The sequence below is a fragment of the Vagococcus humatus genome, assembly GCF_003950325.1.
In the GTDB taxonomy this organism is placed as follows: Bacteria; Bacillota; Bacilli; order Lactobacillales; family Vagococcaceae; genus Vagococcus_C; species Vagococcus_C humatus.
In genome coordinates this window covers 15,252-39,034 of the sequence record NZ_PXZH01000006.1, presented here as the reverse complement: position 1 = coordinate 39,034, position 23,783 = coordinate 15,252, and the positions used below count along the sequence as shown (strand labels likewise).

General features: G+C 34.1%; 23 protein-coding genes. 3 read left to right on the top strand and 20 right to left on the bottom strand.

Annotated features, from left to right (window positions below; all coding sequences use genetic code 11):
- Positions 1-12: 12 nt before the first annotated feature.
- The 4 genes from C7P63_RS08920 to C7P63_RS08905 all read right to left on the bottom strand — a co-directional run bounded on the left by C7P63_RS08920 (position 13) and on the right by C7P63_RS08905 (position 5,091).
- A complete protein-coding gene (locus C7P63_RS08920) occupies positions 13-654 on the bottom strand; it encodes a helix-turn-helix transcriptional regulator (RefSeq protein ID WP_125943808.1) in 642 nt (213 codons plus the stop codon).
- An 81-nt stretch (positions 655-735) separates the two neighbouring features.
- Positions 736-3,360, bottom strand: a complete 2,625-nt coding sequence (ppdK, locus tag C7P63_RS08915; RefSeq protein ID WP_125943807.1) for a pyruvate, phosphate dikinase — start codon at positions 3,358-3,360, stop codon at positions 736-738.
- Between the two features lie 163 nt (positions 3,361-3,523).
- Positions 3,524-4,111: a rubrerythrin gene (rbr, locus tag C7P63_RS08910; RefSeq protein ID WP_125943806.1), complete on the bottom strand. Its 588-nt coding sequence runs from the start codon at positions 4,109-4,111 to the stop codon at positions 3,524-3,526.
- Between the two features lie 131 nt (positions 4,112-4,242).
- Complete coding sequence (locus C7P63_RS08905; RefSeq protein ID WP_125943805.1) at positions 4,243-5,091, bottom strand: aldo/keto reductase; 849 nt, start codon at positions 5,089-5,091, stop codon at positions 4,243-4,245.
- A 201-nt stretch (positions 5,092-5,292) separates the two neighbouring features.
- Between C7P63_RS08905 and C7P63_RS08900 the strand changes: the two genes are divergently transcribed.
- Positions 5,293-6,126, top strand: coding sequence for an undecaprenyl-diphosphate phosphatase (locus tag C7P63_RS08900; protein ID WP_125943804.1), 834 nt, complete (start codon positions 5,293-5,295; stop codon positions 6,124-6,126).
- A gap of 137 nt (positions 6,127-6,263) precedes the next feature.
- Complete coding sequence (locus C7P63_RS08895) at positions 6,264-6,740, top strand: glutathione peroxidase (protein ID WP_125943803.1); 477 nt, start codon at positions 6,264-6,266, stop codon at positions 6,738-6,740.
- Between the two features lie 50 nt (positions 6,741-6,790).
- Here the strand turns inward: C7P63_RS08895 and C7P63_RS08890 are convergent, their stop codons facing one another.
- Both C7P63_RS08890 and C7P63_RS08885 read right to left on the bottom strand, forming a co-directional pair.
- On the bottom strand, positions 6,791-7,417 hold the full coding sequence (locus tag C7P63_RS08890) for a DUF47 domain-containing protein (protein WP_165863810.1): 627 nt from the start codon (positions 7,415-7,417) through the stop codon (positions 6,791-6,793).
- Between the two features lie 41 nt (positions 7,418-7,458).
- Positions 7,459-8,436 (bottom strand): inorganic phosphate transporter, encoded by a 978-nt coding sequence (locus C7P63_RS08885; protein WP_125943886.1) that lies wholly within the window; start codon positions 8,434-8,436, stop codon positions 7,459-7,461.
- 256 nt (positions 8,437-8,692) lie between these two features.
- Between C7P63_RS08885 and rpsT the strand changes: the two genes are divergently transcribed.
- The gene (gene rpsT, locus C7P63_RS08880) at positions 8,693-8,953 is read left to right on the top strand and encodes a 30S ribosomal protein S20 (protein WP_125943801.1); all 261 of its coding nucleotides are present in this window, start codon (positions 8,693-8,695) and stop codon (positions 8,951-8,953) included.
- A 43-nt stretch (positions 8,954-8,996) separates the two neighbouring features.
- Here the strand turns inward: rpsT and holA are convergent, their stop codons facing one another.
- From holA to C7P63_RS08810, 14 genes are all read right to left on the bottom strand, one after another.
- Positions 8,997-10,019 carry a DNA polymerase III subunit delta gene (gene holA / locus C7P63_RS08875; RefSeq protein ID WP_125943800.1) on the bottom strand — a complete coding sequence of 341 codons (1,023 nt, stop codon included), beginning with the start codon at positions 10,017-10,019 and terminating at the stop codon, positions 8,997-8,999.
- 24 nt (positions 10,020-10,043) lie between these two features.
- Complete coding sequence (locus C7P63_RS08870) at positions 10,044-12,203, bottom strand: DNA internalization-related competence protein ComEC/Rec2 (RefSeq protein WP_165863809.1); 2,160 nt, start codon at positions 12,201-12,203, stop codon at positions 10,044-10,046.
- Positions 12,204-12,357: 154 nt separating this feature from the next.
- A complete protein-coding gene (locus C7P63_RS08865; RefSeq protein ID WP_125943798.1) occupies positions 12,358-12,867 on the bottom strand; it encodes a ComE operon protein 2 in 510 nt (169 codons plus the stop codon).
- A gap of 20 nt (positions 12,868-12,887) precedes the next feature.
- Positions 12,888-13,565 carry a helix-hairpin-helix domain-containing protein gene (locus tag C7P63_RS08860; RefSeq protein WP_125943797.1) on the bottom strand — a complete coding sequence of 226 codons (678 nt, stop codon included), beginning with the start codon at positions 13,563-13,565 and terminating at the stop codon, positions 12,888-12,890.
- Positions 13,566-13,651: 86 nt separating this feature from the next.
- Entirely contained in the window at positions 13,652-14,704 is a 1,053-nt protein-coding gene (locus tag C7P63_RS08855) for a SepM family pheromone-processing serine protease (RefSeq protein WP_243640829.1), read from the bottom strand.
- Positions 14,705-14,727: 23 nt separating this feature from the next.
- On the bottom strand, positions 14,728-15,222 hold the full coding sequence (coaD, locus tag C7P63_RS08850; RefSeq protein ID WP_125943796.1) for a pantetheine-phosphate adenylyltransferase: 495 nt from the start codon (positions 15,220-15,222) through the stop codon (positions 14,728-14,730).
- A gap of 35 nt (positions 15,223-15,257) precedes the next feature.
- On the bottom strand, positions 15,258-15,809 hold the full coding sequence (rsmD, locus tag C7P63_RS08845) for a 16S rRNA (guanine(966)-N(2))-methyltransferase RsmD (protein ID WP_125943795.1): 552 nt from the start codon (positions 15,807-15,809) through the stop codon (positions 15,258-15,260).
- 12 nt (positions 15,810-15,821) lie between these two features.
- Positions 15,822-16,175, bottom strand: a complete 354-nt coding sequence (locus C7P63_RS08840; RefSeq protein WP_125943794.1) for a YlbG family protein — start codon at positions 16,173-16,175, stop codon at positions 15,822-15,824.
- On the bottom strand, positions 16,165-16,566 hold the full coding sequence (locus C7P63_RS08835) for a YlbF/YmcA family competence regulator (RefSeq protein ID WP_279386796.1): 402 nt from the start codon (positions 16,564-16,566) through the stop codon (positions 16,165-16,167). Before C7P63_RS08835 ends, C7P63_RS08840 begins: the two co-directional genes overlap by 11 nt.
- Before the next feature lie 23 nt (positions 16,567-16,589).
- Positions 16,590-17,753 carry a CAP-associated domain-containing protein gene (locus C7P63_RS08830; protein ID WP_125943792.1) on the bottom strand — a complete coding sequence of 388 codons (1,164 nt, stop codon included), beginning with the start codon at positions 17,751-17,753 and terminating at the stop codon, positions 16,590-16,592.
- A 21-nt stretch (positions 17,754-17,774) separates the two neighbouring features.
- On the bottom strand, positions 17,775-21,200 hold the full coding sequence (locus C7P63_RS08825; protein WP_125943791.1) for a pyruvate carboxylase: 3,426 nt from the start codon (positions 21,198-21,200) through the stop codon (positions 17,775-17,777).
- Between the two features lie 23 nt (positions 21,201-21,223).
- A complete protein-coding gene (locus C7P63_RS08820; RefSeq protein ID WP_125943790.1) occupies positions 21,224-22,438 on the bottom strand; it encodes an FtsW/RodA/SpoVE family cell cycle protein in 1,215 nt (404 codons plus the stop codon).
- 17 nt (positions 22,439-22,455) lie between these two features.
- Positions 22,456-22,746, bottom strand: coding sequence for an Fpa/YlaN family protein (locus tag C7P63_RS08815; protein WP_125943789.1), 291 nt, complete (start codon positions 22,744-22,746; stop codon positions 22,456-22,458).
- Positions 22,747-22,818: 72 nt separating this feature from the next.
- Positions 22,819-23,676: a diaminopimelate epimerase gene (locus C7P63_RS08810; RefSeq protein ID WP_125943788.1), complete on the bottom strand. Its 858-nt coding sequence runs from the start codon at positions 23,674-23,676 to the stop codon at positions 22,819-22,821.
- Between the last annotated feature and the right edge of the window lie 107 nt (positions 23,677-23,783).

Sequence of the window (23,783 nt, the reverse complement as noted above, 5' to 3'; positions counted from 1 at the left end):
TGTCATTCCTCTTTACTTTTCTTTATTTTTTTCTACTTCGTAACCTGATGAGATAAAATGAGTCAATAATTTACTTTTTGAAACTTTACCAATCACTTTAGTGCTATTAGCTGACTCTACAACAGGTAGCGAATCTACTTCTTGATGGACAATCAAATACCCAGCGTCAATAATTCTTTCATCTGGTGTGATCGTTACGATATTGGGCATTCTTGTCATAATCATAGCAACAGGGGTTCCGGTGATATTTTGATTGTTAATCGATGCTCTTAATAAATCTTTTCGAGATAACAATCCAACAAATTCTCCAGTTACTTCATGAATCACATAAAGACTCCCTGTATCATGCATAAATAAATCAGTAATGGCATCAGAAATAGAGGTAGTTTGCTTAATAAAGACGGGAGGAACCATAATCTCAGCTACTTTTTGATGAAACAGCTCTTCAAAAAGCAGTGGCTCAATTGTTTGTCCAGAGTAAATGTAACCAACTTTTGGACGTGCATCTAAAATTCCAGTCATAGTTAATAAGGATAAATCATTTCTTAACGTCGGTTTAGTTAAACCTAGTTGTTTTGCAATATTGTCGCCGCTAATTGGCTCATCTCGACGAACAATTTCAATTATCTTTTTTTGTCTAGTTGAAAGTTCCATTTAAATCCCTCGTCTTATTATTGATAATTTCATTATATAAGACGTTCTAATAAAATACAATAGGCTTTAAATTAGTATTTTTTACTTATTTGACGCACTAATTGCTGCTTGTGCCACAGATAATCTTGCAGCAGGTACTCGGTAAGGTGAACAAGATACATAATTTAGCCCAAGGGTTTGGAAGAATTGAATGGATTGTGGATCTCCTCCAACTTCGCCACATACACCAATTTTTAGTTCCGGTTTAGTGATTCTTCCTTTGTTAACTGCCATTTCCATTAGAGCGCCTACACCTTCTTCATCTACATGAACAAATGGATCAGCTTTTAAGATACCTTGTCGTTTATATTGATGAATAAATTTGCCTGCATCATCTCTAGAATAGCCAAATGTCATTTGAGTTAAATCATTGGTACCAAAACTAAAGAAATCAGCTTCCTGTGCAATATCATCTGCAACTAAACAAGCTCTTGGAATTTCAATCATTGTCCCTAATTGATAAGGTATTTGGTTAGACAATTGTTTCAATGTATCTTCTATTTTTTTCTCTAATAACTCACGTAAATAACTTAACTCTTCTTTTGTTCCAATTAGTGGAATCATAATTTCTGGTTGAATTGGAATGCCTTCTTCATGTAAACGACAAGCACTAGTAATAATAGCTTCCACTTGCATTTCATAAATTTCTGGGAAGGTAATGCCTAACCGACACCCTCTATGTCCTAACATTGGGTTAGTTTCTGTTAATTCCTTAATTCTAACTAATAATTCCTCTTCAGACATGTCTGCTTGTTTAGCTACTTCTTTTATTTCATCTGCTGTATGAGGTAAAAATTCATGTAAAGGTGGGTCTAACAAACGAACGACTATACCTCTTGTTTCGACTTCTTTAAACATTTGATAGAAATCTTCTTGTTGGATTTCTAATAATTTTTCTAATGGTTTTTGGCGTTCTCTTGCAGTATTAGCTAAAATAAGTCGTCTCATTGCTTGTAAACGAGGTCCTTCAAAAAACATATGTTCTGTTCTAGCCAAACCAATCCCTGCTGCTCCAAAATGAATAGCTGTACGAATATCTTGAATGGTTTCAGCATTGGCTCTAACCTTCATCGTAGCCATTTGATCAGCCCAATTCATCATTTCTTTGAATACTTCAGTTTCTTCATTATTTTCTGCAGCAATTTCACCTAAATAAATAACCCCTTTACTACCATCAACTGAAATAATATCTCCTTCAGTTAACGTGCCACCTTCATATTGGACACTACGAGTTGTTTCATTTACTTTTAAATCACTACATCCTGCCACACAACAAGTTCCCATTCCCCGAGCAACTACTGCTGCGTGCGAAGTCATCCCACCACGACTAGTTACAATCGCTTCACTAATAAGCATGCCTTCTACATCTTCTGGTGAAGTTTCTTGTCGGACTAAAATAACTTTCTCTCCTGCTTCTGTTAAGCGTTTAGCTTGTAAGGTATCAAAAACAATTTTACCTGTTGCGGCACCTGGACTAGCTGCTAAGCCCTGTCCAATAACAACTGCTCCTTTTAGGTCTTGTGTTTTAAATACTGGATGAAGTAGTTGGTCAATCATTTCAGGCTCTATTCTCATCAACGCTTCTTCTTTTGAGATAAGACCTTCCTTAGCTAAATCATAAGCTACTTGGAAAGCAGCTTGAGCTGTTCGTTTACCGTTACGAGTTTGTAACATGTATAATTTTTTATCTTCAATGGTAAATTCAATATCTTGCATATCTTTGTAATGTTTTTCTAGTTTATCTGCAATGTTAACAAACTGTTGATAAACCTCTGGCAATGTTTCGTTTAAATGTTCAATGCTAGAAGGTGTCCGAATACCTGCAACAACGTCTTCTCCTTGTGCATTCATTAGATACTCACCAAACAATTTGTTTTCCCCAGTGGAAGGATTACGAGTGAAAGCTACACCAGTTCCACTGTTAGCTCCACTATTACCAAATACCATCATTTGGATATTAACTGCCGTTCCTAAATCATGAGCAATACCATGGGCATTCCGGTAAATAGTCGCTCGGTGATTGTTCCATGAGCTAAATACAGCTTCAATCGCTGCATATAATTGTTCTGTTGGTTCTTGTGGGAATTCTTTTTGAATGGCTTCTTGATAAATTTCTTTATATACTTTCACAATTTGTTTTAAATCAGCTGCTGTAAAATCAGTGTCTGACTGATAATGATATTGATCTTTTAAATAATCTAAATATTGTTCAAAACGATTAGCTTCAATCCCATAAACAACATCTCCAAACATTTGTAACAACCGGCGATAACAATCATAAGCAAATCGCTCGTCTCCTGTTTTTTCAGCTAGCACTTTAACCGTTTGATCATTTAAACCTAAATTTAAAATAGTATCCATCATACCAGGCATTGAAAAAACTGCCCCACTTCTAACAGATATTAACAACGGATTCGTCATATCGTTAAATTTCTTGCCAGATTGTTCTTCTAATGTGTGTAATGCTTGTTGAATTTCTTCTTTTAAATCATCCTGTAGTTGATTACCATTTGTTAAATAATTCATACAAGCTTGTGTTGTAATTGTAAATCCTTGAGGGACTGGTAAGCCCATATTAACCATTTCAGCTAAGTTAGCTCCTTTACCTCCAAGGGTTTCACGCATTTTAGCATTTCCTTCATTAAATTGAAAAACATTCTTTTGCATCTAATTTCTTCCCCGTTTCATTATGACGTATTAATTAAGTATATTTACACTATATAATACGTCTTATTGAATTTCAATACATCTTATAAAAAAATTAAAAAATAAGCCTCCTAAATTTAGGAGACTTATTTTTAGTCAACTCATTATTTATAAAATAATCAGATTAAAAATTATCACATAATAGTTCAAAATAAGCTTGAGGATGATCACAAGCTGGACATTTCTTAGGTGCTTCTTTTCCTTTGTACACATAACCGCATTTACGACAACGCCAGTAAACTTCTCCGTCTTTTTTAAAGACTTCGTATTCTTTAACATTTTCTAATAATTTTAAGTAACGTTCTTCATGATGTTTTTCTGAAACACTAATATATCTAAAGGCAGCTGCAATAGCTGTAAATCCTTCTTCTTTTGCTACTTCTGCAAAAGCTGGATATAAATCAGACCATTCATCATGTTCCCCTTCAGCCGCATATTTTAAGTTATCTTCCGTTGTACCTAATCCGACTGGGTAGTCTGCTTCTAAGTGTCTCATTTCACCTTCAAAATCATCTGCTAAAAATTCAAAGAAACGTTTCGCATGAACCCGTTCATTTTCAGCTGTTTCTAGAAAAATAGCACTAATTTGTTCATACCCTTCTTTTTTAGCAACAGAAGCATACATGGTATAACGATTTCTTGCTTGAGATTCTCCTGCAAAAGCTTTTAATAAATTATCCGCTGTTTTTGTTCCTTTTAATGATTTTTTCATGTTTAGATCTCCTCTCATACATTTACTTCTACTCTCATTATACCACTTTTGTGAAAAAATCCACGATTAATTGTAAATTCAGCTTCTGTTCCAGCAATTTTTTAATTCACTCATACTTTTATGTCACAGTACTACAGGACTGCTAAAGGTAATTTGCGCTTAGGAGCAGGATATAAACGGTCTAACTCTTTCAAATCGTTTTCTGTTAAAGATAGATTTAAAGCTCCCATATTATCTTGCATATGTTCTAATTGACTAGCTTTCGGAATAGCTAAAGTTGTGCCGTTATGAATAGACCAAGCCAATAAAATTTGATAGACTGTTCCATTATGTTCACCAGCAATTTGACGAAGAATTTTTTTCTTTTCCAAATTAGCCCCTAAAGTATCTCCATGAGCCACTGGAGCGTAGGCAATCAACGGTATCTGTTGCTCTTTCATCCAAGGAAGTAAATCAAATTCAATACCACGACTCCCTAAATTATACAAGACTTGATTGGTTACACATTTATCTCCCTGAGGTAACTGATATAATTCTTTCATATCACGTATATCAAAGTTGGAAACTCCCCATTGTTTAATTTTTCCTGCTTTCTTACAAGCTTCGAGGATTTCAATGGTTTCAGTTAACGGAATGTTTCCTCGCCAATGTAGTAAATATAAATCTAAATAGTCAGTTTTTAACCGTTTCAAGCTAGCATGTAAACTAGCTTCTAATTGCTGAGCACCAGCATGCCACGGATAAAATTTAGAAATTAAATAAATGTCTTCTCGCTTACTTTCTTGAATGACTTCTCCTACTAGTTGTTCAGCTAAGCCATCCCCATACATTTCAGCTGTATCAATAACTCTAGCACCTAAATGAAGTCCTTCTTGTAAGGAGCGTTTTTCTGCAGCGTGGCTAGATATACTTTCTCCTAATCCCCAAGTTCCCATGCCAATTGCTGGTACTAACCTTTTACCAATCATCATCTGTTTCATTAAAATCCCTCCTTTTATTTACTATACTGCTAAAAAAGATCCTAGTGAACTAATTAATCTTATCTTCTTTTATCTGTCTTCTAAGAAAAAAAGTGCATAAAAGTTTAGGGTTTCTTTAATATTTAACAAATTAGTTGGTATTTTGTTAGTTTCTTCCTATACTGTTTAAGATAACTATTTTATTTAGAAAGGATGGACACAATGGACTGGTTTAATATTATTAAAGCCATTATTCTAGGAATCGTTGAAGGTATTACTGAATGGCTCCCTATCAGTAGTACTGGTCATTTGATTTTAGTAGATGAATTTTTAAAATTAGAAGCAACACCTGCTTTTAAAGAAATGTTTAATGTAGTCATTCAACTAGGTGCTATTTTAGCTATAGTTGTCTTGTACTTCCATAAACTCAACCCTTTTTCTCCTAAAAAATCACCCCTCGAGAAAAAAAGCACATGGAATTTATGGGGGAAAGTTATTGTAGGAACACTTCCTGCAGCTATTATTGGAGTTCCTTTAGATGATTGGTTCGAACTGCATTTCCATAAATTTTTACCTATTGCCATTATGCTGATTTTATATGGGGTTTTATTTATCCTAGTTGAAAATTGGAATAAAGGTCGTAGCCCTAAATGTGATAATTTTGACTCATTCACTTATAAAGCAGCTTTTATCATTGGACTATTTCAAGTTTTAGCTCTAATGCCTGGAACTTCTCGCTCTGGTGCGACTATCATCGGTGCAATGATTATTGGTTGTTCCCGTTTTGTTTCTACTGAATTTTCATTTTTCTTAAGTATCCCTGCTATGTTTGGTGGAAGTGGTTTAAAATTATTTAAATTCTTTTACCGAGGAAATACTTTTTCCATCAATGAATTTACTATTTTAATGGTTGGATGTATTGTTGCTTTTGTAGTATCAATCATTGTTATTAAATTCTTACTTAACTTTATTAAAACAAATGACTTTAAACCATTTGGTTGGTATCGTATTATTTTAGGTGCCGTTCTTATTGGTTACTGGTTAATTACTAACTAAAAAAACTATACCTGTTTTCTATTAGTCTAAACAACTAATCATGAACAGGTATAGTTTTTTCAATCCTTCTCTTTGCATTCTTTTTTAAACAGCTTTATCATGAAAGTAATCTAGTCATTACTGAAAGGATGTTAACTATGTCTATTTATGATTACCCTGCTACTTTAGAAAATGGTCAAACTTATTCCTTAAAAGACTACCAAGGGAAAGTTCTCTTAATCGTCAATACTGCAACCAAATGCGGTTTTACTCCTCAGTTTGCTGAATTAGAATCTTTGTATCAAACCTATCAAAAAGAAGGTCTTGTAGTATTAGGATTTCCTTCTAATCAATTTAAACAAGAATTAGAATCTGGGCAAAAAGCAGCTGAAGCTTGCCGCATGACTTACGGGGTTACTTTTCCTATGCATCAATTAACTGTTTTAAACGGAGAAAAGGCAGACCCACTATTTGCTTATTTAACCGCTCATTCCTCTGGATTATTAGGTGACCATATTAAATGGAACTTCACTAAATTTTTAATTAACCGAAAAGGAGATGTTGTAAAACGTTTTGCTCCTAAAGATAAACCATCTAAAATGATTCCCGATATTGAAGCTCTTTTAGCAGAATAAAAAAAGTGTTCTCACTCAGTTTGGTGGGAACACTTTTTATATCTCTGTCTTTATGTGTTTTTAATCACTAATCCAGCCATAACATCTGCTGTTTTTTCAATGTCATCCATAATGTCTTCTAATCTTCTATAAACTGCTTTCCATTTAACTACATTAAAAATATCTTGTTCAGTAGAAAATAATTCTTTTACAGCAGAGCGATATAAAAAATCTGCTTGCTCTTCTATGCTGTTTACATGAGCAATTTTTTCTCCTAATACTTTAGAATTTTTAAATTTAGCAAATTCTTTTGCAACACCAATCAAATGATTCATTGCCTCTACGATTAATTCAGTTATTTCAATCGCTTTACCTCTAATTTCTGTAATTAAATAGCTATCCAATTGAAAAGGAACAGAATCTAACCCATCTAAAATATTATCCAATGATTCAGTTAACAACACAATATCTTCTCGGTCAATCGGTGTAATAAAAGAATGATTTAACTCATCCATAATATTATGCACAATTTTATCCCCTGCTTGTTCAATTTCATGGATTTGATAAGCTTGATTTTCTATTGTCCCACTATCGTAATCCTTTAATACCTTTAGCAATTCATTGCTAGCTTCTTGTCCTTTATTTGTTAAATTTAAAAATTCTGCGAAATAATCAAATTCTTTTCGACTACGTCTCATCAAAAAAACTCCTTTTCTATCCATTAACGATTTATTTTAACTTAAAAAATGGCTAAAAATAATTTTGACATTAAATACGCGATCAAACCACATCCTGGAAAAGTAAGTACCCAAGCTAAAACCATCTCTTTAACAATCTGCCAATCCACACTAGAAACTCGTCGTGCTGCTCCTACTCCCATAATAGCAGTTGTTTTAGTATGAGTTGTTGAAACAGGGATCCCTAATAAAGAGGCAACCAGTAGACAGATAGCCGCACTTATATCAGCAGAAAATCCTTGATATTTTTCTAGCTTAACCATATCCATTCCCACTGATTTAATGATTCGCATACCTCCGACTGATGTACCAAGCCCCATGGTTAACGAGCACAAGGCCATCACCCATATTGGAATAATAAAACCACCGGCTGTTTTAGCAACTAAGCCATTATAATAAAGACCTAGCATAAAGACTCCCATAAATTTTTGGCCATCTTGAGCTCCATGTAAAAATGCCATAGCCGTCGCCCCGAAAGCTTGTCCATAAGTAAAAATAGTGTTAGCCCGTCTTCTATCCACCCATTTAAAAAGCGCTTCCACTAATTTGACAATTAAATAGCCTCCAAAAAAACCGGCAACTGTTGAGACAACTAAACCAATCAATACTTTTTTCCATTCCCCCATATTCACTGCATTTAGTCCACCTAGTGTCATGGCTGAACCTGTTAATCCTGCAATTAAAGCATGACTTTCACTGGTTGGAATACCAAACCACCAAGCTGCAACTGCCCAAACGACAATAGCAAATAACGAAGCTGCTAAAGCAATTTGTGCTGACCGAATATCATCCCCAAAAGAAACAATATTACTAATGGTTTCAGCCACTTGTGCATTAAATAATGTCATCACTAAGGCTCCCAAAAAATTCATCACAACTGCTAAACGAATCGCTTGTTTAGGTCGTAAAACTCTTGTTGAAATAGCTGTTGCAATAGCATTTGGTGCATCTGTCCATCCATTAACAAAAATGACGCTCATGACTAAAATAATGGTCACAATAAACGCAATACTCAATCCTTTCACCTACTCTCATTTAACTGACTTTATCATAACATATTTTACACATTTTCCTACCGTTTTTATGAACATATTTGTTTCTTTTATAAATAGAATCAGTGTTTGTTAAATAAAAATATTGCAAACTTAAAATTCATTCTGTATAATAAGTCATGTTGAATTATATTCCTATAGTCTCTATAGAATATAGTATTCTATACCATTGGAGGTGACACCCATGCCAAACATTGAATCTGCTATCAAACGCGTTCGTACAACTGAAAAGTCTAACGAATTAAACGCTAAACAATTAAGTTCTATGCGTACTGCTATTAAAAAATTCGAAAAAGCTATCGAAGTTGGTTCTGACGACGTTGCTGAATTACAACTTGCAGCTAATAGAGCAATTGATATGGCTGAAACTAAAGGCCTTATTCATAAAAACAAAGCTAACCGCACTAAATCTCGCTTACATGCAAAATTAGCTAAAAAAGCTTAATGATTAAAAAAACACCTTCATGACAATTCATGAAGGTGTTTTTTTATAATAAGCTAGCTGTTTTCAGAAGAAATAATTCAAATAACAGTTCTTTATCCATCATTCCAGTTTTCATTCCGTAGTCATTTTCGATTAGCTCATCTAACACACTAGCCAATGATGCAAATTGAAAATGTTTCGCTTGTTGTATCGCTAATTTAATGCGATAAGGGTGAACTTTTAACAGTTGGGCCATATTTTTTTGCGGATAACCTCTTTTTCCTAATAACTGAACATGAAGAAGTAACCTTACTTGACTAATCAAAATACTATTGATTTTAATTGTTTCTTCTCCCTGTCTTACCAAATCATGATATAGATTTAGTGCTTCTTTAGTATCTTTTTTTAGCACGTAGCTAGTCATGTCAAAAATATTTTGTTCGAGAGTTTTTGGAACTAAACTCTCAACCATGTAGCGAGTAATTTTTTTGGTTGGCATACCGGTTAAAAATAACTTATCTAATTCTGCCATCAGTTGTGAAAAATCCATATTAGTTCTTTCTAGTAATAACCGATAAGCTTCTGGACTAATATCGTAACCCTCTCCTGCTATATAATGTGCCACATACTCTCTTACCTGTTTTTCTTCCATCGGGGATACATCTATCAAAGTCGCTGTTTTTTTCAATTCTTTAACGACTTTTTTTCGTTCATCTAGTTTAGGATAACCTGCTATCATAACTAAAATAGTCGACTCCAAAGGATTTTTTAAATAAGCTAATAACTCCTCTAAATGATGTTCTGGCATACCTGTTCTCTTATCTCCTGTTAAAAAATAGGGATGATCTAGCATCACTAATCGATACTCACCAAAAAAAGGAGCACTAGTTGCCTCTTCTATCCCTTCAGATAATGGGGTACTCTCCATATCGAATACTATTTTATTCATCTCATCATCGATTAATCCCAATTGATTAACTAATTGTTCTAAAAACTGATCTGCTAAAAATTTTTCAGTTCCTTGTAATAAATAAATAGGAGCTAGTTTATTTTGTTTAATTTTAGCTAATTCTGTTTGAAAACTCACTGATCTTCCTACTTTCTTTTTAACTTACTCTTCTCTTATTTTAACCGTTTCTCTTCGCCATTTAGCTTCAAATAAATAGCACCACTTATAGCGAATCATTCCATCTAAATCAGTTCTAAAAATAGAAACATGATGATCTTGCAACTGTTGAAGTACTTCTCTATGTGGATGCTGATAACGGTTGTTTTTTCCACAAGAAATAATCCCATCTCTTGGTTTTAATTTATCTAACCATTCTTTTGAGGTGGAGTAGCGACTGCCATGATGGCCTAATTTTAACACATCTATTTGCGGAAGTTGCCATTTTTCTAATAGTTTATTTTCTCCTTCTTTTTCTAAATCACCTGTTAGCAAATAACTTTGCCTATGGGTTTGAAACAACAGGACAAGGGAGTCATTATTCTTACCTGCTCCTTTTTCTTCAGGAGATAATAGTTCTAAATATCCATCAAATAACCTATATTCTTTAGGCGCTAACAAAGGAATCAGTTGAGTTCCCTGACTTTTTAATTTTTTGGCATATTGCTTAAAAACGGATTTAGCCATGGCTCCTTTGCCATAATACAATTTCGTGATAGGAAACTCTTGACTTATTACTCCTAAATCTCCCATGTGATCCATATCACTATGAGTCACAAATACTTGATCTAGCCGACTAACTCCTTGACTTTTTAAAAAAGGAATTAATGTATAAGCTGCATTACTTTTACCAGTTGCTTGTTTCTTTGGCTTAAACACTAGTTTACCACCAGTATCGATTAAAATATTTTGCTGATGAAAGGGCATTTGAATAAAAATAGCGTCTCCTTGTCCTACATCCACAAAACTTATTTGACCTATAGGATTTAAATATTTTCCAAAACATAGCAAACTGCAACAACCTATGAAATAAGAGATGTAAGAAAGTCGCCTCTGACTACACCCCATAACAATCATAACTACTACTATCCCTAAATAAATTATCCAGGGCAAGCGAGAAGTTATCACTGAAAGTCCTGGTAGCCCTTCTATACTAGACATACTTTTGAAAAATAATTGAAGAGTCTTCTCTAGAAGATTTAAACCTAACATACTACTAGTTGGAAAAATAACTACTAGAACACTTAATAAAAATCCTAATAAATTTATACCAATCAAGCCTAAACTTAACAAAGGAACTAAAACCAAAGCTATTACAGATATTTGATAAAAATGATAGGAAGTCAGCCCCCATAATCCAACAGAAAAAAACAGTTTAGTCTTTAGCTTGTAGGTAAATTTATCTGCTGTACTTACTAAGGGACCGAAAAGCAGCGTATGCCGCTGAAGATAGACTAACCCCATTAAGCCAATCATTTGCCCACTAAATTGTTGCAAACTATAAGGATAAATTCCTAGTATCAATAACATCAGCCAAGCCCAAATATCTAACGGGCTTAACTTTATTTTAAAAAAACGGCTAGCTTTACTTATTGTCATAAATAATAAGCTATAAAGATAAGTTAATCGGTTACTTTGCCCACTTAAACACACTAGTGTCAATAAAATAAACCATTCAATTATATCGACTAACTCTTGAAACACGTAACACCTTAATAACAGATATCTCAGTAGTTTCAGTAAATAGGCCACATACATGCCAGTTAGTTGAAATAAAAAAATAAGACCTAATTTATTTAGTAAGGTTGTTTGTTGAATAAATTCTTCATCAGATTCAGCTAAATAAAATTTTTTAAGACACATTATTAGATAAGGAAATTGCCGACTAGAAAGCCGAGAAATAATATGCTTTTTCCAAAAAAAGCAACGCTGTTTAAGGGTTAGAGAAGACACTAAGTTAAGAGTATCAATTTTCTCAAGTTTTAGTAACCGGTAAATATGTTGGGAAGCTAGATAAAATCGGTAATCAAAGCCTGCTACATTACGCTTTGTCTCAGCTAATTCTGAATGAAAAGAACCTGATAAAATTAACCTACCAGTCATTTTCTGCCAATTAGCCCGTTCCTTTAAGTCAGCAGGTTGATAATATACTTGCACTTTTTCCCCACTGGAAGAAACATGAGCGATAAATTTTAAAGAGTTTTCCGTAGACTGAATGCTAGTGGAGTCAATACTTATTTCCCCCTTCCAGTCTGTTTCTTTCTCCACTTTTTGCCAATTCTTTTGCGTGAATTGACCTAAACATACATAGTAACCTAAAAACATTCCTCCGATAATCAGCGTAACTAACCCTATTTTTAAATGATTTAACCTCCACAATCGCCATAAAAAAAGACTTATTAATCCTACCCATATCCAAGAAAAATCTAAGGCAAGCAGATTAATAAGTCCTACAAAAAAACAAGGCCATATCCAGTAATTAGTTATCTTCCAAAAAGATATCTTCTGTAAGACAGCCATTTTCTGTACCAAAAGGTAAATTGGTAAAATATTTTTTTGAAAGTTTAACTTGATCTACCGTTACACCAGTTTGTTCCATCAATTTTAAAGCATACTCATTATTATGATAATCTGTTAAATAATGAATTTTTTTAATGCCCGCTTGTAAAATCATTTTAGTGCATGGTAAACAAGGAAAATGAGTCACATAAATTTCAGCTCCTTCTGTAGGTACGCCGAATTTAGCACATTGTAAAATAGCATTCATTTCTGCATGGATAGTTCTCATGCAATGTCCATCTACAACATAACACCCCTCATCGATACAATGTACATCTCCACTGACGGAACCATTATATCCTCCAGCAATAATCCGTTTATCCCGAACAATGGTTGCTCCTACAGTAAGCCGACTACATGTACTTCGAAGAGATAGCAATAAACTTTGTCCCATAAAATATTGATCCCAAGGTATTCGCTCAAAAGACATGTCATCCCTCCTTTTCTTATTTACTCAATTGTAATCCATTCTTTTAAACTTTCAAATGTTTTTTCCCCAATACCAGATACCTTCTTTAAATCTTCGATCTTTTGAAACTCACCTTGTTCTTCTCTATAGCGAACAATTTCTTCTGCTTTTTTCCCTCCAATGCCAGTTAGTTGTTGAAGACCAGCTACATCTGCTTGATTAATATTTATTAACTGCTTTTGATCAGATTGAGAGCTACCTTCTTTAGATGTTGTTGCCGACACTTTCACTTGAGTTAAAGAAGTTTCCTCTCCTTTTTTTGGCACATAAATAACTAGCTGATCTGTCACTTTTTGAGCTAAATTTACATAAGTTTGATCTGCTTCAGGTAAAAAGTTGCCAGCTTTTAAAATAACTTCTTGAACTCGCATATTATCTGTCACTGAATACATGCCCGGTTTAGCTACCGCTCCTTTAACGTCTACAAACATTTGGGTGTTCTTTGATAAGCTTCCTTGTTTTTCTTTTATCTGAGTACTAGGTTTCTCTGACCTTTTTTCTTGTTTTTGGACGACTGGAATCACAGTTTGCTTGTTTATCTGACTTTGTCTCAACCAAATAAAACTAAAAAGAAAACTAATCCCTATTAAGACGGTACTGATTAACATTAGCTTTTTTTTCATAGCTAAACTGGCTGATTTTTTTGAATGTCTTTTCATCACGCTCCCTCCTTTTCATAATAAATATATGGAAAAGTTGTAAAAAAACACGAAGCAAAGAAAAAAAGTTGCTAAATTAGCAACTTTTACTTACTTTCTTTCAAATAGTCCATAGCTTCTTGAATGTTACTGACTGGAACAATTTTCATTTTAGTCTTAATTTTTTTCCCTGCTCGCTTAGCTTCTTCATAATTCGTTAATAAATCAGGGTACATTTTTTTAAGCTCTGGATTAATTGGCTCAGATGGAGCAAAGAAAATACTAGCTCCTGCTTTATCTGCTGCCACAATTTTTTTATCAATCCCACCAATGCTGCCCACTTTTCCATCCTCTTCAATAGTACCAGTCCCTGCTACTTGTCTACCCTGTCTTAAATCCTCACCTGATAATATTTCATATAATTCTAAAGTAAACATCAACCCTCCAGAAGGTCCCCCTATCTCTTCGGTTAAAAAGTCTACTTGTTCTTTTGTTTTGATTTGGGTTTTATCTGCTAAAGTAATCCCAATTCCTGGACGTTTAGGTTCTCCTAATAAAATTAACGGCCCTGACACTTGGTTGGTTTGGCCATCTCGTTTATAGTGAACCGTTATTTGATCCTTTACTTTTTTTGCTTTAATATAATCAATAAATTCTTTAGAAGACTGTGGTTTAAAGTTATCTATTTGATAGACAATATCTCCAGTTGCTAATTGATTGTAAAAACTAGAGTCTTTCATCACTCCCATTACATAAACACCTTGAAATTGGAAGCTATACTTTTTTTTAGCTAAATCAAAAGCTACTTTTTTCGCCATATTTTCTGAGCTATCCATTTCATATTGACTAATCCGCTCATAGTCTTGATCGTCACTTTCTCCCATTAACTCTTCTTTAGAGATAATCTCACGAAAAGGTAAAAATTTAGCCATAGCTAAACTTAAGGGAGTCCCTCTTTGAATTGCCACAGTAGTTAAATAATAAGCTCCTGGGTGAGTATTTTCTCGGTTGTCTACTCGTACATATTCATTGATGTTTTCAGCAGATCCTGGCGTTTCAATGTAGTAAGGCAACGGAAGAAGGACACTGATTAAAACTAGCACAGCTAGTACAATCACACTTAACGATATTCGGTTTTTTTTATTTGTCATAAATTCCATACCTATTTTTCCTTATCATTCCATTAGTCTTGATGATATTTTTCTAAAATTGCTTGATGGACACATTTTGGAACAAAAGCAGATATATCTCCACCAAAATACGCTATTTCTTTAATAATACTTGAACTAACATTACTAAATTCAGGGTGAGACAATAAGAAGACTGTTTCAACCTGCTCATTTAATTGACTATTCATAAAGGCAATATTTTTTTCGTATTCGTAATCTGTAGCATTTCTTATCCCTCTAACTAAAAAATTAGCTTGTAATTTTTTAGCTAAATCAACGGTTAAACCTTCTTCTTGAACAATAACTGAAACATTTTCTAAATGTTTCGTTGCTTTTTGGGCTAAGTCTAATTTTTCATCTAAGGTAAATAAAGCTTTTTTAGTCGTATTAGTCACAATGCTGATATACACTTGATCAAAAATGTTAGCAGCACGCTCCACAGTATTTAAATGCCCATTAGTAAAGGGATCAAAACTCCCTGGAAATAAGGCAATTTTTTCAAGTGACATGAGTCTCTCTCCTTTTTACTTCTAGTTAATGATGGTTAATCATTTAGATAGATCACAATTTCTGTTCCACCATATGTTTGTCTTCTTTTTAAGGTTAAAGAGGCTAATTCATCTGGTAATTGAACCGCTTTGTCAACTTCACAGATAACATAAGCCTGTTCTTTCAGTAAATTGGCTTCTTTCATCCATTCAACTTGTTTTTCAATGGTTTGCTTAGCATAAGGCGGGTCTAAAAACACATAATCAAATTGAATGTCTGATGCTTTAAATTGTGATAAGGCACTGTTAGCTTCTTTTTTTACCAAAGTAAATTTTTCAGGTTCTTTGGTAATTGCGATATTTTCTTGAATTACTTTAATAGCTGCATAACTTTTATCTACACAATAAGCATGTTCACATCCTCTGGAAATAGCTTCAATAGCTAATCCACCACTTCCAGCAAATAAATCCAGCACAATCCCTCCATCAAAATAAGGGCCTATCATATTAAAAATAGATTCTTTCACCTTATCTGTTGTCGGTCTAGTATTATCTCCACTTAGGGACTTTAACCGACGGCCTCCATACTCTCCAGATATCACTCGCATAATTTCTCACCTCTAATTATCTTCTTCAATCCCTTGATCTAGTAATTCTTGAAAATCTGTTTCTGGCGTTTCTAATTCTGATAATCGAATCATTTCTTTAAAATTCTCGCCAAAGTTCATATCTAAATCAGGACGATGAGATTTTTCCGTATGTCTTACAAAATGAAGTCGCTCAATCGCTTCCACATTTTTTTCAAAAGAAGCTTCTTCCATATAAAGCACTACATACTTCATTTTTCGTGATACATAATAAATAAAACCATATTTTCTCAAATTTTTTACTTGTTTTAATGAATATACCCAAACAATTAATGAGCGACGAGGTATATGTTCAAAAACTAGTTGCTCTGCTTGATTATCTAACATGACACTGACCTCCGCATCCTTTATCCCCAAACTCAAAGAAAGGATTTCCTGCATCTACTTTAATATCCGTTGAAACAGCTTGAGCAATTTCATAAGTAATGTGATCTAATAAATCTTGTAACTCTCTTTCTTTCAAACGAAATTGAGCGACGGTTTCATCTAAATCAACACACCGTTTAGCTTGCCGCACTGCACGTCTTTTTTCTTTATAATCTGGGGCATATTTTCCGTAAGCTTCTACTTGTTCAAATTTTTCTTTACTTCTTCTAAATACCGCAATTTTTTCTTGTGCTAGTTGGTCGGTTTGAAGTTGGTGATAGCAAGCTACATAGCTTTGATATACCTTACTCTCTCGAATCAACTGGCATAACTGTAGACTGTCTGTTTCTATTTCTAATAATTCTTCTGAATAAATTATCGTGAATCGCTCCCTTCTGTTTCATTTACCGTAGGAACTTTCCCTTCGTGATTGCCAAATAAAAATAAACCAACATCTTCATAAAAATAAATTCCCATATCTCGCTCTTTTTTATGTGAAAATTGTTGGCGGTAAACCCCTTCGCTGTACCAATTCATTATCATCATGGGAACATCATAAGCTGGAGTATAAATAATCCCATGAACGCTATCACTAGATAGATTGCCTAAAGCTAATAAGCGTTTAAATTCTTCATTTGTTAAATAAAAAGGAGCACTATAATCCAATCTTGTCTTTGCATGTTCCCAATTTATTAAGTGATTTTTATTTTTTAACACTTGTTCAGGATTGGCTAAAAAAGAAGTGAGGACTTGTTCAGCTTTTTCATCTAATTGTTTATTCAGTGAATAATAAGCAGACTGGTCCTTTTCTTTTAAAATGTTAAAAATAGATAAAAACTGCCGTTCATTATTATTATCTACTGTTTCCCAGTCAATTTTATCCGTCGCTTTTTTTGCCTCTAAGTCTTCCTCATTTAATTGATAAGGCATCAATCTTAATAAAGTTTCTTTATCTAAATACCTAATACCAATCAACCGATTAGTTTTTTGACTAAAATGAAGCATCGCAAAACTGCCATTATCAAAAGCTAGTAACGGCCGATGATTCATATCTTTCTCAGATAATTCAAAACTCACTGCTGTGTTTTCATTATCTATTTTAAAATCAGGAGAAACAGAGCCAATCTCTAACACTTGACTCACACTCATTCCTAAACGAAAAGGGCTGGTATCTACTTCTTTTCCTAAAACAAAAATCGACTGAACTTTATGATTCCTAACTGCAACTTGCATATAATCTTTTTCATCTTCGCCTAAAATCCACCAATCATAGCCTAAACTAGTTGTTTGTATCTCAAGAGGTTCCCCGTACTCTTTGGTTAATTCTTGAGGATCTTGGTGAATAAAAGAGGCTAACCCAACTGTTGGTATTTTTTCATAATCAATTTTTTTAGGTCTTTTATTTTTTGGCTTAGAATCAGCTGGATTCTGTTCTTGATTTATTTTAGGAGAAAAAAAAGAAGGAGAAACTACTGGTTGAGCATATGCTACTACCAGCAACAATGCAAAGACAATTAAAAAATCTCGCAAACGTTTCATGTTTTTCCTTCCTTCTATTAATTATTTTTCTTTTATTTCCATTAGTAAATCATTAGCTTCAATTGGTTCCCCTTCTTGGGCATGAAGCACTTCTACTATACCAGAAAATGGTGCCTGAATGGTGGTTTCCATTTTCATTGCTTCTGTTACTAGTAGAGGATCTCCCTTTTCAAAACTTTCTCCCTTTTTAACCAACACTGTTAAAACTGTTCCTGGCATAGTCGCACCAATATGTTCTTTTTTCGTTGGTTCTGCTTTTTGTTTAACAGTCATGGTTGTCTTAATACTTGTATCTTTGATTACTAAGTCTCGTCTTTGACCGTTTAAAATAAAGTAAAGAGTTCTGTTGCCTTCTAGGTTAGGTTCTCCTACTTGTTCCAGTTGAATATTTAATGTTTTACCTTTTTCAATTTCCACTCGGATTGTTTCACCGTGACGCATACCATAAAAGAAAGTTGGCGTGTCTAGCACTGTAACATCTCCGTAATTATTATACATATTAGCATAATCCAAAAAGACTTGCGGATACATAAGATAACTTAACACCTCTTCTTTAGAAGGCGTGTATCCGATTTTTGTAGCTAGTTCTTGTTTAACTGTTTCAAAGTTAACTGCAGGAGCTAACTTACCTGGTCTAACAGTGATAGGTGTTTGCCCTTTTAAAATAATCCGTTGTAATTTTTCAGGGAAGCCTCCGACTGGTTGTCCTAGATTACCTAAAAAGAAATTCACAACAGACTCTGGAAAGTTCAAAGTTTCTCCGCGTTGTTCAATCACTTCTTCTGTTAGATCATTTTGAATCATAAACAAAGCCATATCTCCTACCACTTTAGAAGAAGGAGTCACTTTAATGATATCACCAAACATTTGGTTAACAGTGATATACATCTCTTTAATGTCTTCCCATCTATCTTCTAAGCCTACAGCTTTAGCTTGTTGTTTCAAATTAGAATACTGGCCTCCTGGCATTTCGTGAGAATAGACTTCTGTTTGTGGTCCTTTTATCCCATTTTCAAAAGGAGCATAATAGGTTCGAGTTGTTTCCCAGTAATGATTTAACTGTTGGACATTTTTTATAGTCATTTCTGGCATTCTTTCATCATTAGCTAAGGCATAATAAAGACTGCTCATACTTGGTTGACTAGTAGTACTGCTCATAGAACTCATGGCCACATCAATAATGTCTACTCCAGCTTTAGTTGCTTCAGCGTAAGTTAGTAAGCCATTGCCGCTTGTATCATGAGTATGTAAGTGAATAGGGATATCTACGGTTTCTTTTAATTCACTGACTAACTGATAAGCAGCTTGTGGTTTGAGTAAGCCTGCCATATCTTTAATGGCAATGATATGAGCCCCTAATTGTTCCAACTCTTTAGCCATGTTTTTGTAGTAAGACACACCGTATTTTTGACGCATAGGATCTAGTATATCTCCTGTGTAGCACATCGTCGCTTCTGCTATTTTTCCAGTGTCTCTAACAACTTGAATACTTTTTTCCATTTGAGGTACCCAGTTTAAACTATCAAAAATTCTAAACACATCAATTCCTTGATGAGCAGCTTCTTTAATAAACTCTTCTATAACGTTATCTGGGTAGTTTTGATAGCCTACCCCATTAGAACCGCGAATTAGCATTTGAAGCAGTGTATGGGGCATTTTTTGGCGAATAAGGCGGAGTCTTTCCCAAGGGTTTTCGTTTAAGAAACGATAAGCCACATCAAAGGTTGCCCCTCCCCACATTTCACTTGAAAATAACTCTGGCATTCCTTGTGCTGTTTCTTCCGCTATTTTGACTAAATCTTTCGTACGAACTCTAGTAGCTAATAAACTTTGATGAGCATCTCTAAAGGTTGTATCAGTCAATAGAACTTTCGGTTGCTCATAGACCCATTTGGATACACCTTCTGCTCCTTCTTTTTCTAAAATATCTTTTGCTGTCACAATGTGTTGACGCTCTAAATGTTTAGGTACTTTAGACTCTTCAAAATAAGGTTTTTTATCCATGTCAATTCCAGGGAAACCATTAATAGAAACTTCTCCTATATAACGCAACAACTTGTTGCCCCGATCCTTTAATCTTGGAAACTCAAAAAGCTCTGGTGTTGTGTCAATAAAGGTTGTTTTTGCTTGACCAGATTGAAAAACAGGGTGATTAATCACATTAAATAAAAACAAAATATTCGTTTTCACCCCGCGAATGCGGAATTCTTTCAAGGCTCTACGCATTTTTTGAACACTTTTGTCAAAGTCTGTTCCAAAGGTACACACTTTCACTAGTAAAGAATCAAAGTAAGGAGTAATCTCTGAACCAGCATAACCATTTCCTACATCTAATCTAATGCCTAAGCCACCTGGTGAACGATACGTATCAATTTTACCTGTATCTGGTAAAAATTGGTTTTCAGGATCTTCCGTGGTAATTCGGCATTGAATGGCTGAACCACGTAATTCAATATCTTTTTGATGAGGAATACCTATATCTTGATGCAAATCTTTGCCATCAGCAATTAATAATTGGGCAATAACGATGTCTATGCCAGTAATCAATTCAGTAATGGTGTGTTCTACTTGTACTCTTGGGTTGACTTCAATGAAATAAAAATGATCTCCCTCAACCAAAAACTCAACCGTTCCAGCATTGATATACCCTACATGTTTCATAATTTGGACAGCTGCTTGACAAATTTCTTCTCGTTGACTGTCTGACATAGATACACAAGGAGCTACTTCTACCACTTTTTGATGACGTCTTTGAACAGAACAATCTCTTTCAAATAAATGAATGACATTTCCGTGACTATCTCCTAAAATTTGAACTTCAATATGTTTAGGATTAGCAATATATTTCTCTACATAAACTTCATCATTCCCAAAAGCCGCTTTAGCTTCACTTTTTGCTCGGTCATAGCCTTCTTTTGCTTCTTTTTCATTGTAAGCAACACGCATACCTCGTCCGCCACCACCTAATGTGGCTTTAATCATCAGCGGGTAACCATGTTTTTCCCCAAAGTCTAGTACTTCTTGAACAGAGTTAACAGGACCGTCTGATCCTGGAACAGGTTTTATCCCAGCTGCCAAAGCCGTTTCTTTGGCTTTTAACTTATCTCCAAACATGTCTAAATGTGTCAAAGAAGGTCCAATAAAAATTATTCCTTCTTCCTGACATCTTTTAGCAAACTCAATGTTTTCAGATAAAAAACCATAGCCAGGATGAATAGCATCTGCCCCTGAATCTTTTGCAATACGAATGATATCCTCAATATCTAGATACGCATCAATTGGACGTTTTCCCTTACCGACTACATACGCCTCATCCGCTTTAAATCGATGCATTGAATTTTCATCTTCTGCTGCATAAATTCCTACCGTCCGAATATCTAACTCGGTACAAGCACGGAAGACACGAATGGCAATTTCTCCCCGATTAGCCACTAATACTTTTTTCATTACAATCTCTCCTTATCATCAATCTATGAGCGAGGTAATTGAACAACGTCTCCTATTTCGTCTTTGTTCGATTCCACTGAACCTAATTCTAAATGGCGTTTCTCATCTGCGCAAATATTTAACACAAAACCAATTCCAATTGACAAGGTTAACAAACTAGATCCTCCTTGACTTAGAAAAGGGAAAGTCACACCTGTCAACGGAATAAAACCGGTAATTCCGCCAACATTTACAAAAGTTTGAATGAATAGCATACCACCTATTCCAATACACATCATAGAGTTAAATGGTTTTTTGGCCTTAATTCCCACCCAAATAATCCGAATGATTAAAAACAATAGCAGTAGTAAAATTAAAATGCCAATAATCAAGCCTAATTCTTCTAATACAATAGAAAACATAAAGTCAGTTTGAGCTTCAGGTAAAAAGCCTTTTTTTTGTACACTTTTACCTAGACCAACTCCAAACCAACCTCCATTATAAATGGCGTAATAAGAATTCACCATTTGATGTCCTTTATCAAATGGATCAATAAACGGATTTTTATAAATGGCAAATCGGTCATAAATGTATTTAAGTCGACCAGGGAATATTTTCCCCTTGGTTACAATAATCAATTCAAGCAACCCGACCCCTACAATAAAACCGCCACCAGCTATTAGCATAGAATAAATATAACTAATACCACTGGCAAAAAACATCACACTAGCAATCGCTAGTAAAATCATCGCTCCACCTGTATCCGGTTGAATTAATACCATAAAAATAAGTAAACTTACAATGAAGATGGGAGATTGGGCAGCTTCTTTAAAATTGTCCTCAATTTTATCTTGTCTTCTAGCTAAAATATAAGCTAAGTACCAAACTAACATAATTTTTAAAAATTCAGCCGGTTGAATTTGTCCCGGTCCAATTTTTAACCAGCCTTTTGCCCCATTAACTTCAACACCTAAAGGCGTAAATCTGGTTAAAACCAGCATGATTCCAATAATAGCCATAGCTATTTGGATAAATTTTTTGTTTTGAAACACAGACGTTTTCATTTTATAAATGAAAACAATCGCTATTAAACTAAAGACAAAAAAAAGACCTTGCATAATCGCTTGCTTGGCTTCATTTTTCCCTTCAATCATCAATGAGTATGAACTAGCACTATACACCATTAAAACCCCTAATGAAGAAAGAATCAAATAGGGAATTAAAATGGTGTAATCTAAATAAATTCTTTTTTTAGACATACTAAACTCCTCCACCCTTAGCCTTCTTGACCTTTTTGTATGTCATAAGTTTGGCTATATAAATCATTTAATTCTTGTTCTAAATTTAATAAAATACTTTGCCCCTCTTGCTCACTAATAACCCCAATCCGAATAGCAAAATCCACTTCTTTTGAAAAACCAAACATTTGAGTATCTACGACTTCTTCAAACGCTTTACACTGTGCTATACATAAATGATTTTTTTGGTTACCTATCAGGCGTCTAATCTTACCTGCATCTTGTTCTAAAGCATTTATGACAACCTCTTTCGAGAGATTTTCTACCATAATAATTCCTCCTATTCTAATTTTCTTATTATATCATAGAATTTTTCTCTTTTTACTATCAATCCTCGTTTTTTACTGTAATTTAAAAAGAGTGGCTGGAGCAATTAATTCTAACCAATAATTATCATCTTGATCTTGATGTACCACAGTTGTTAATGAAACAGTTGGATAATTAACAGTTATTTTTTGATAAAAAGGTTGGCTAAATCTTAAAGTATAAGCCAGACTAGCTGCTGCTGCACTTTTACCACTACCTAGAACCCAACCATGTGTCCATTCATAAGTTTGAATGGAAATATTTGTTTCACTTATTTCTGCAACAAAACTAACAGCAATATGGTGCCCTTTTAAATCATAGCGTTGATTAAATTCTTCGATGATTTCTTCTAACTTACTCTTGTTCTCTAACCAGTCTGTTGGTACAAAAACAATCAGATGAGGTTTTAAAATCGAAACAAAAGAATAAGTTAATTCTACCTCATCTTTTACGCAAGGCTGATTTAATAAAATATCCTTAGGTTCAATTTTTTGAAAAGATTCATTCATGCCAATTCTCACTGGTGCAATTTCTACTTGATAATAGGCTTCTTCAGGTAGTTGCCTTACTTTTAAATTAGCAAAATTAGTTTCAATTACAAATTGAGGTTGATCTATTAAGTGACTAGCTAAATAATGACCAACAGAACACAGTGCACTTGCTGAAAAAAGATTTTCTTCATAATCTGGGTAATAAATTTTAGCCTGACAATCCGTTTCTTTTTGTCTAGATGTTTCAAGTAAAACATAACCATTAATAGGTTGATTAAACTCCTCTGCTTGTTTAGATAGCGTTTTCATCTGATTGAACGTTAAAGGTTTCTTTGCTCCTAAATTATCCATAACGAAAAAATTTTTCCCTATCCCCTGAATCATCGTCATCTCTGGAATCATCTCTACTCGCCCACTCCTTTATTTTAATAAGTTCATCATACCACAAAGGAGTTTAACTAACGTCAAATCAAATAAAAAAGATGTAGAATTTTCTACATCTTTTTATC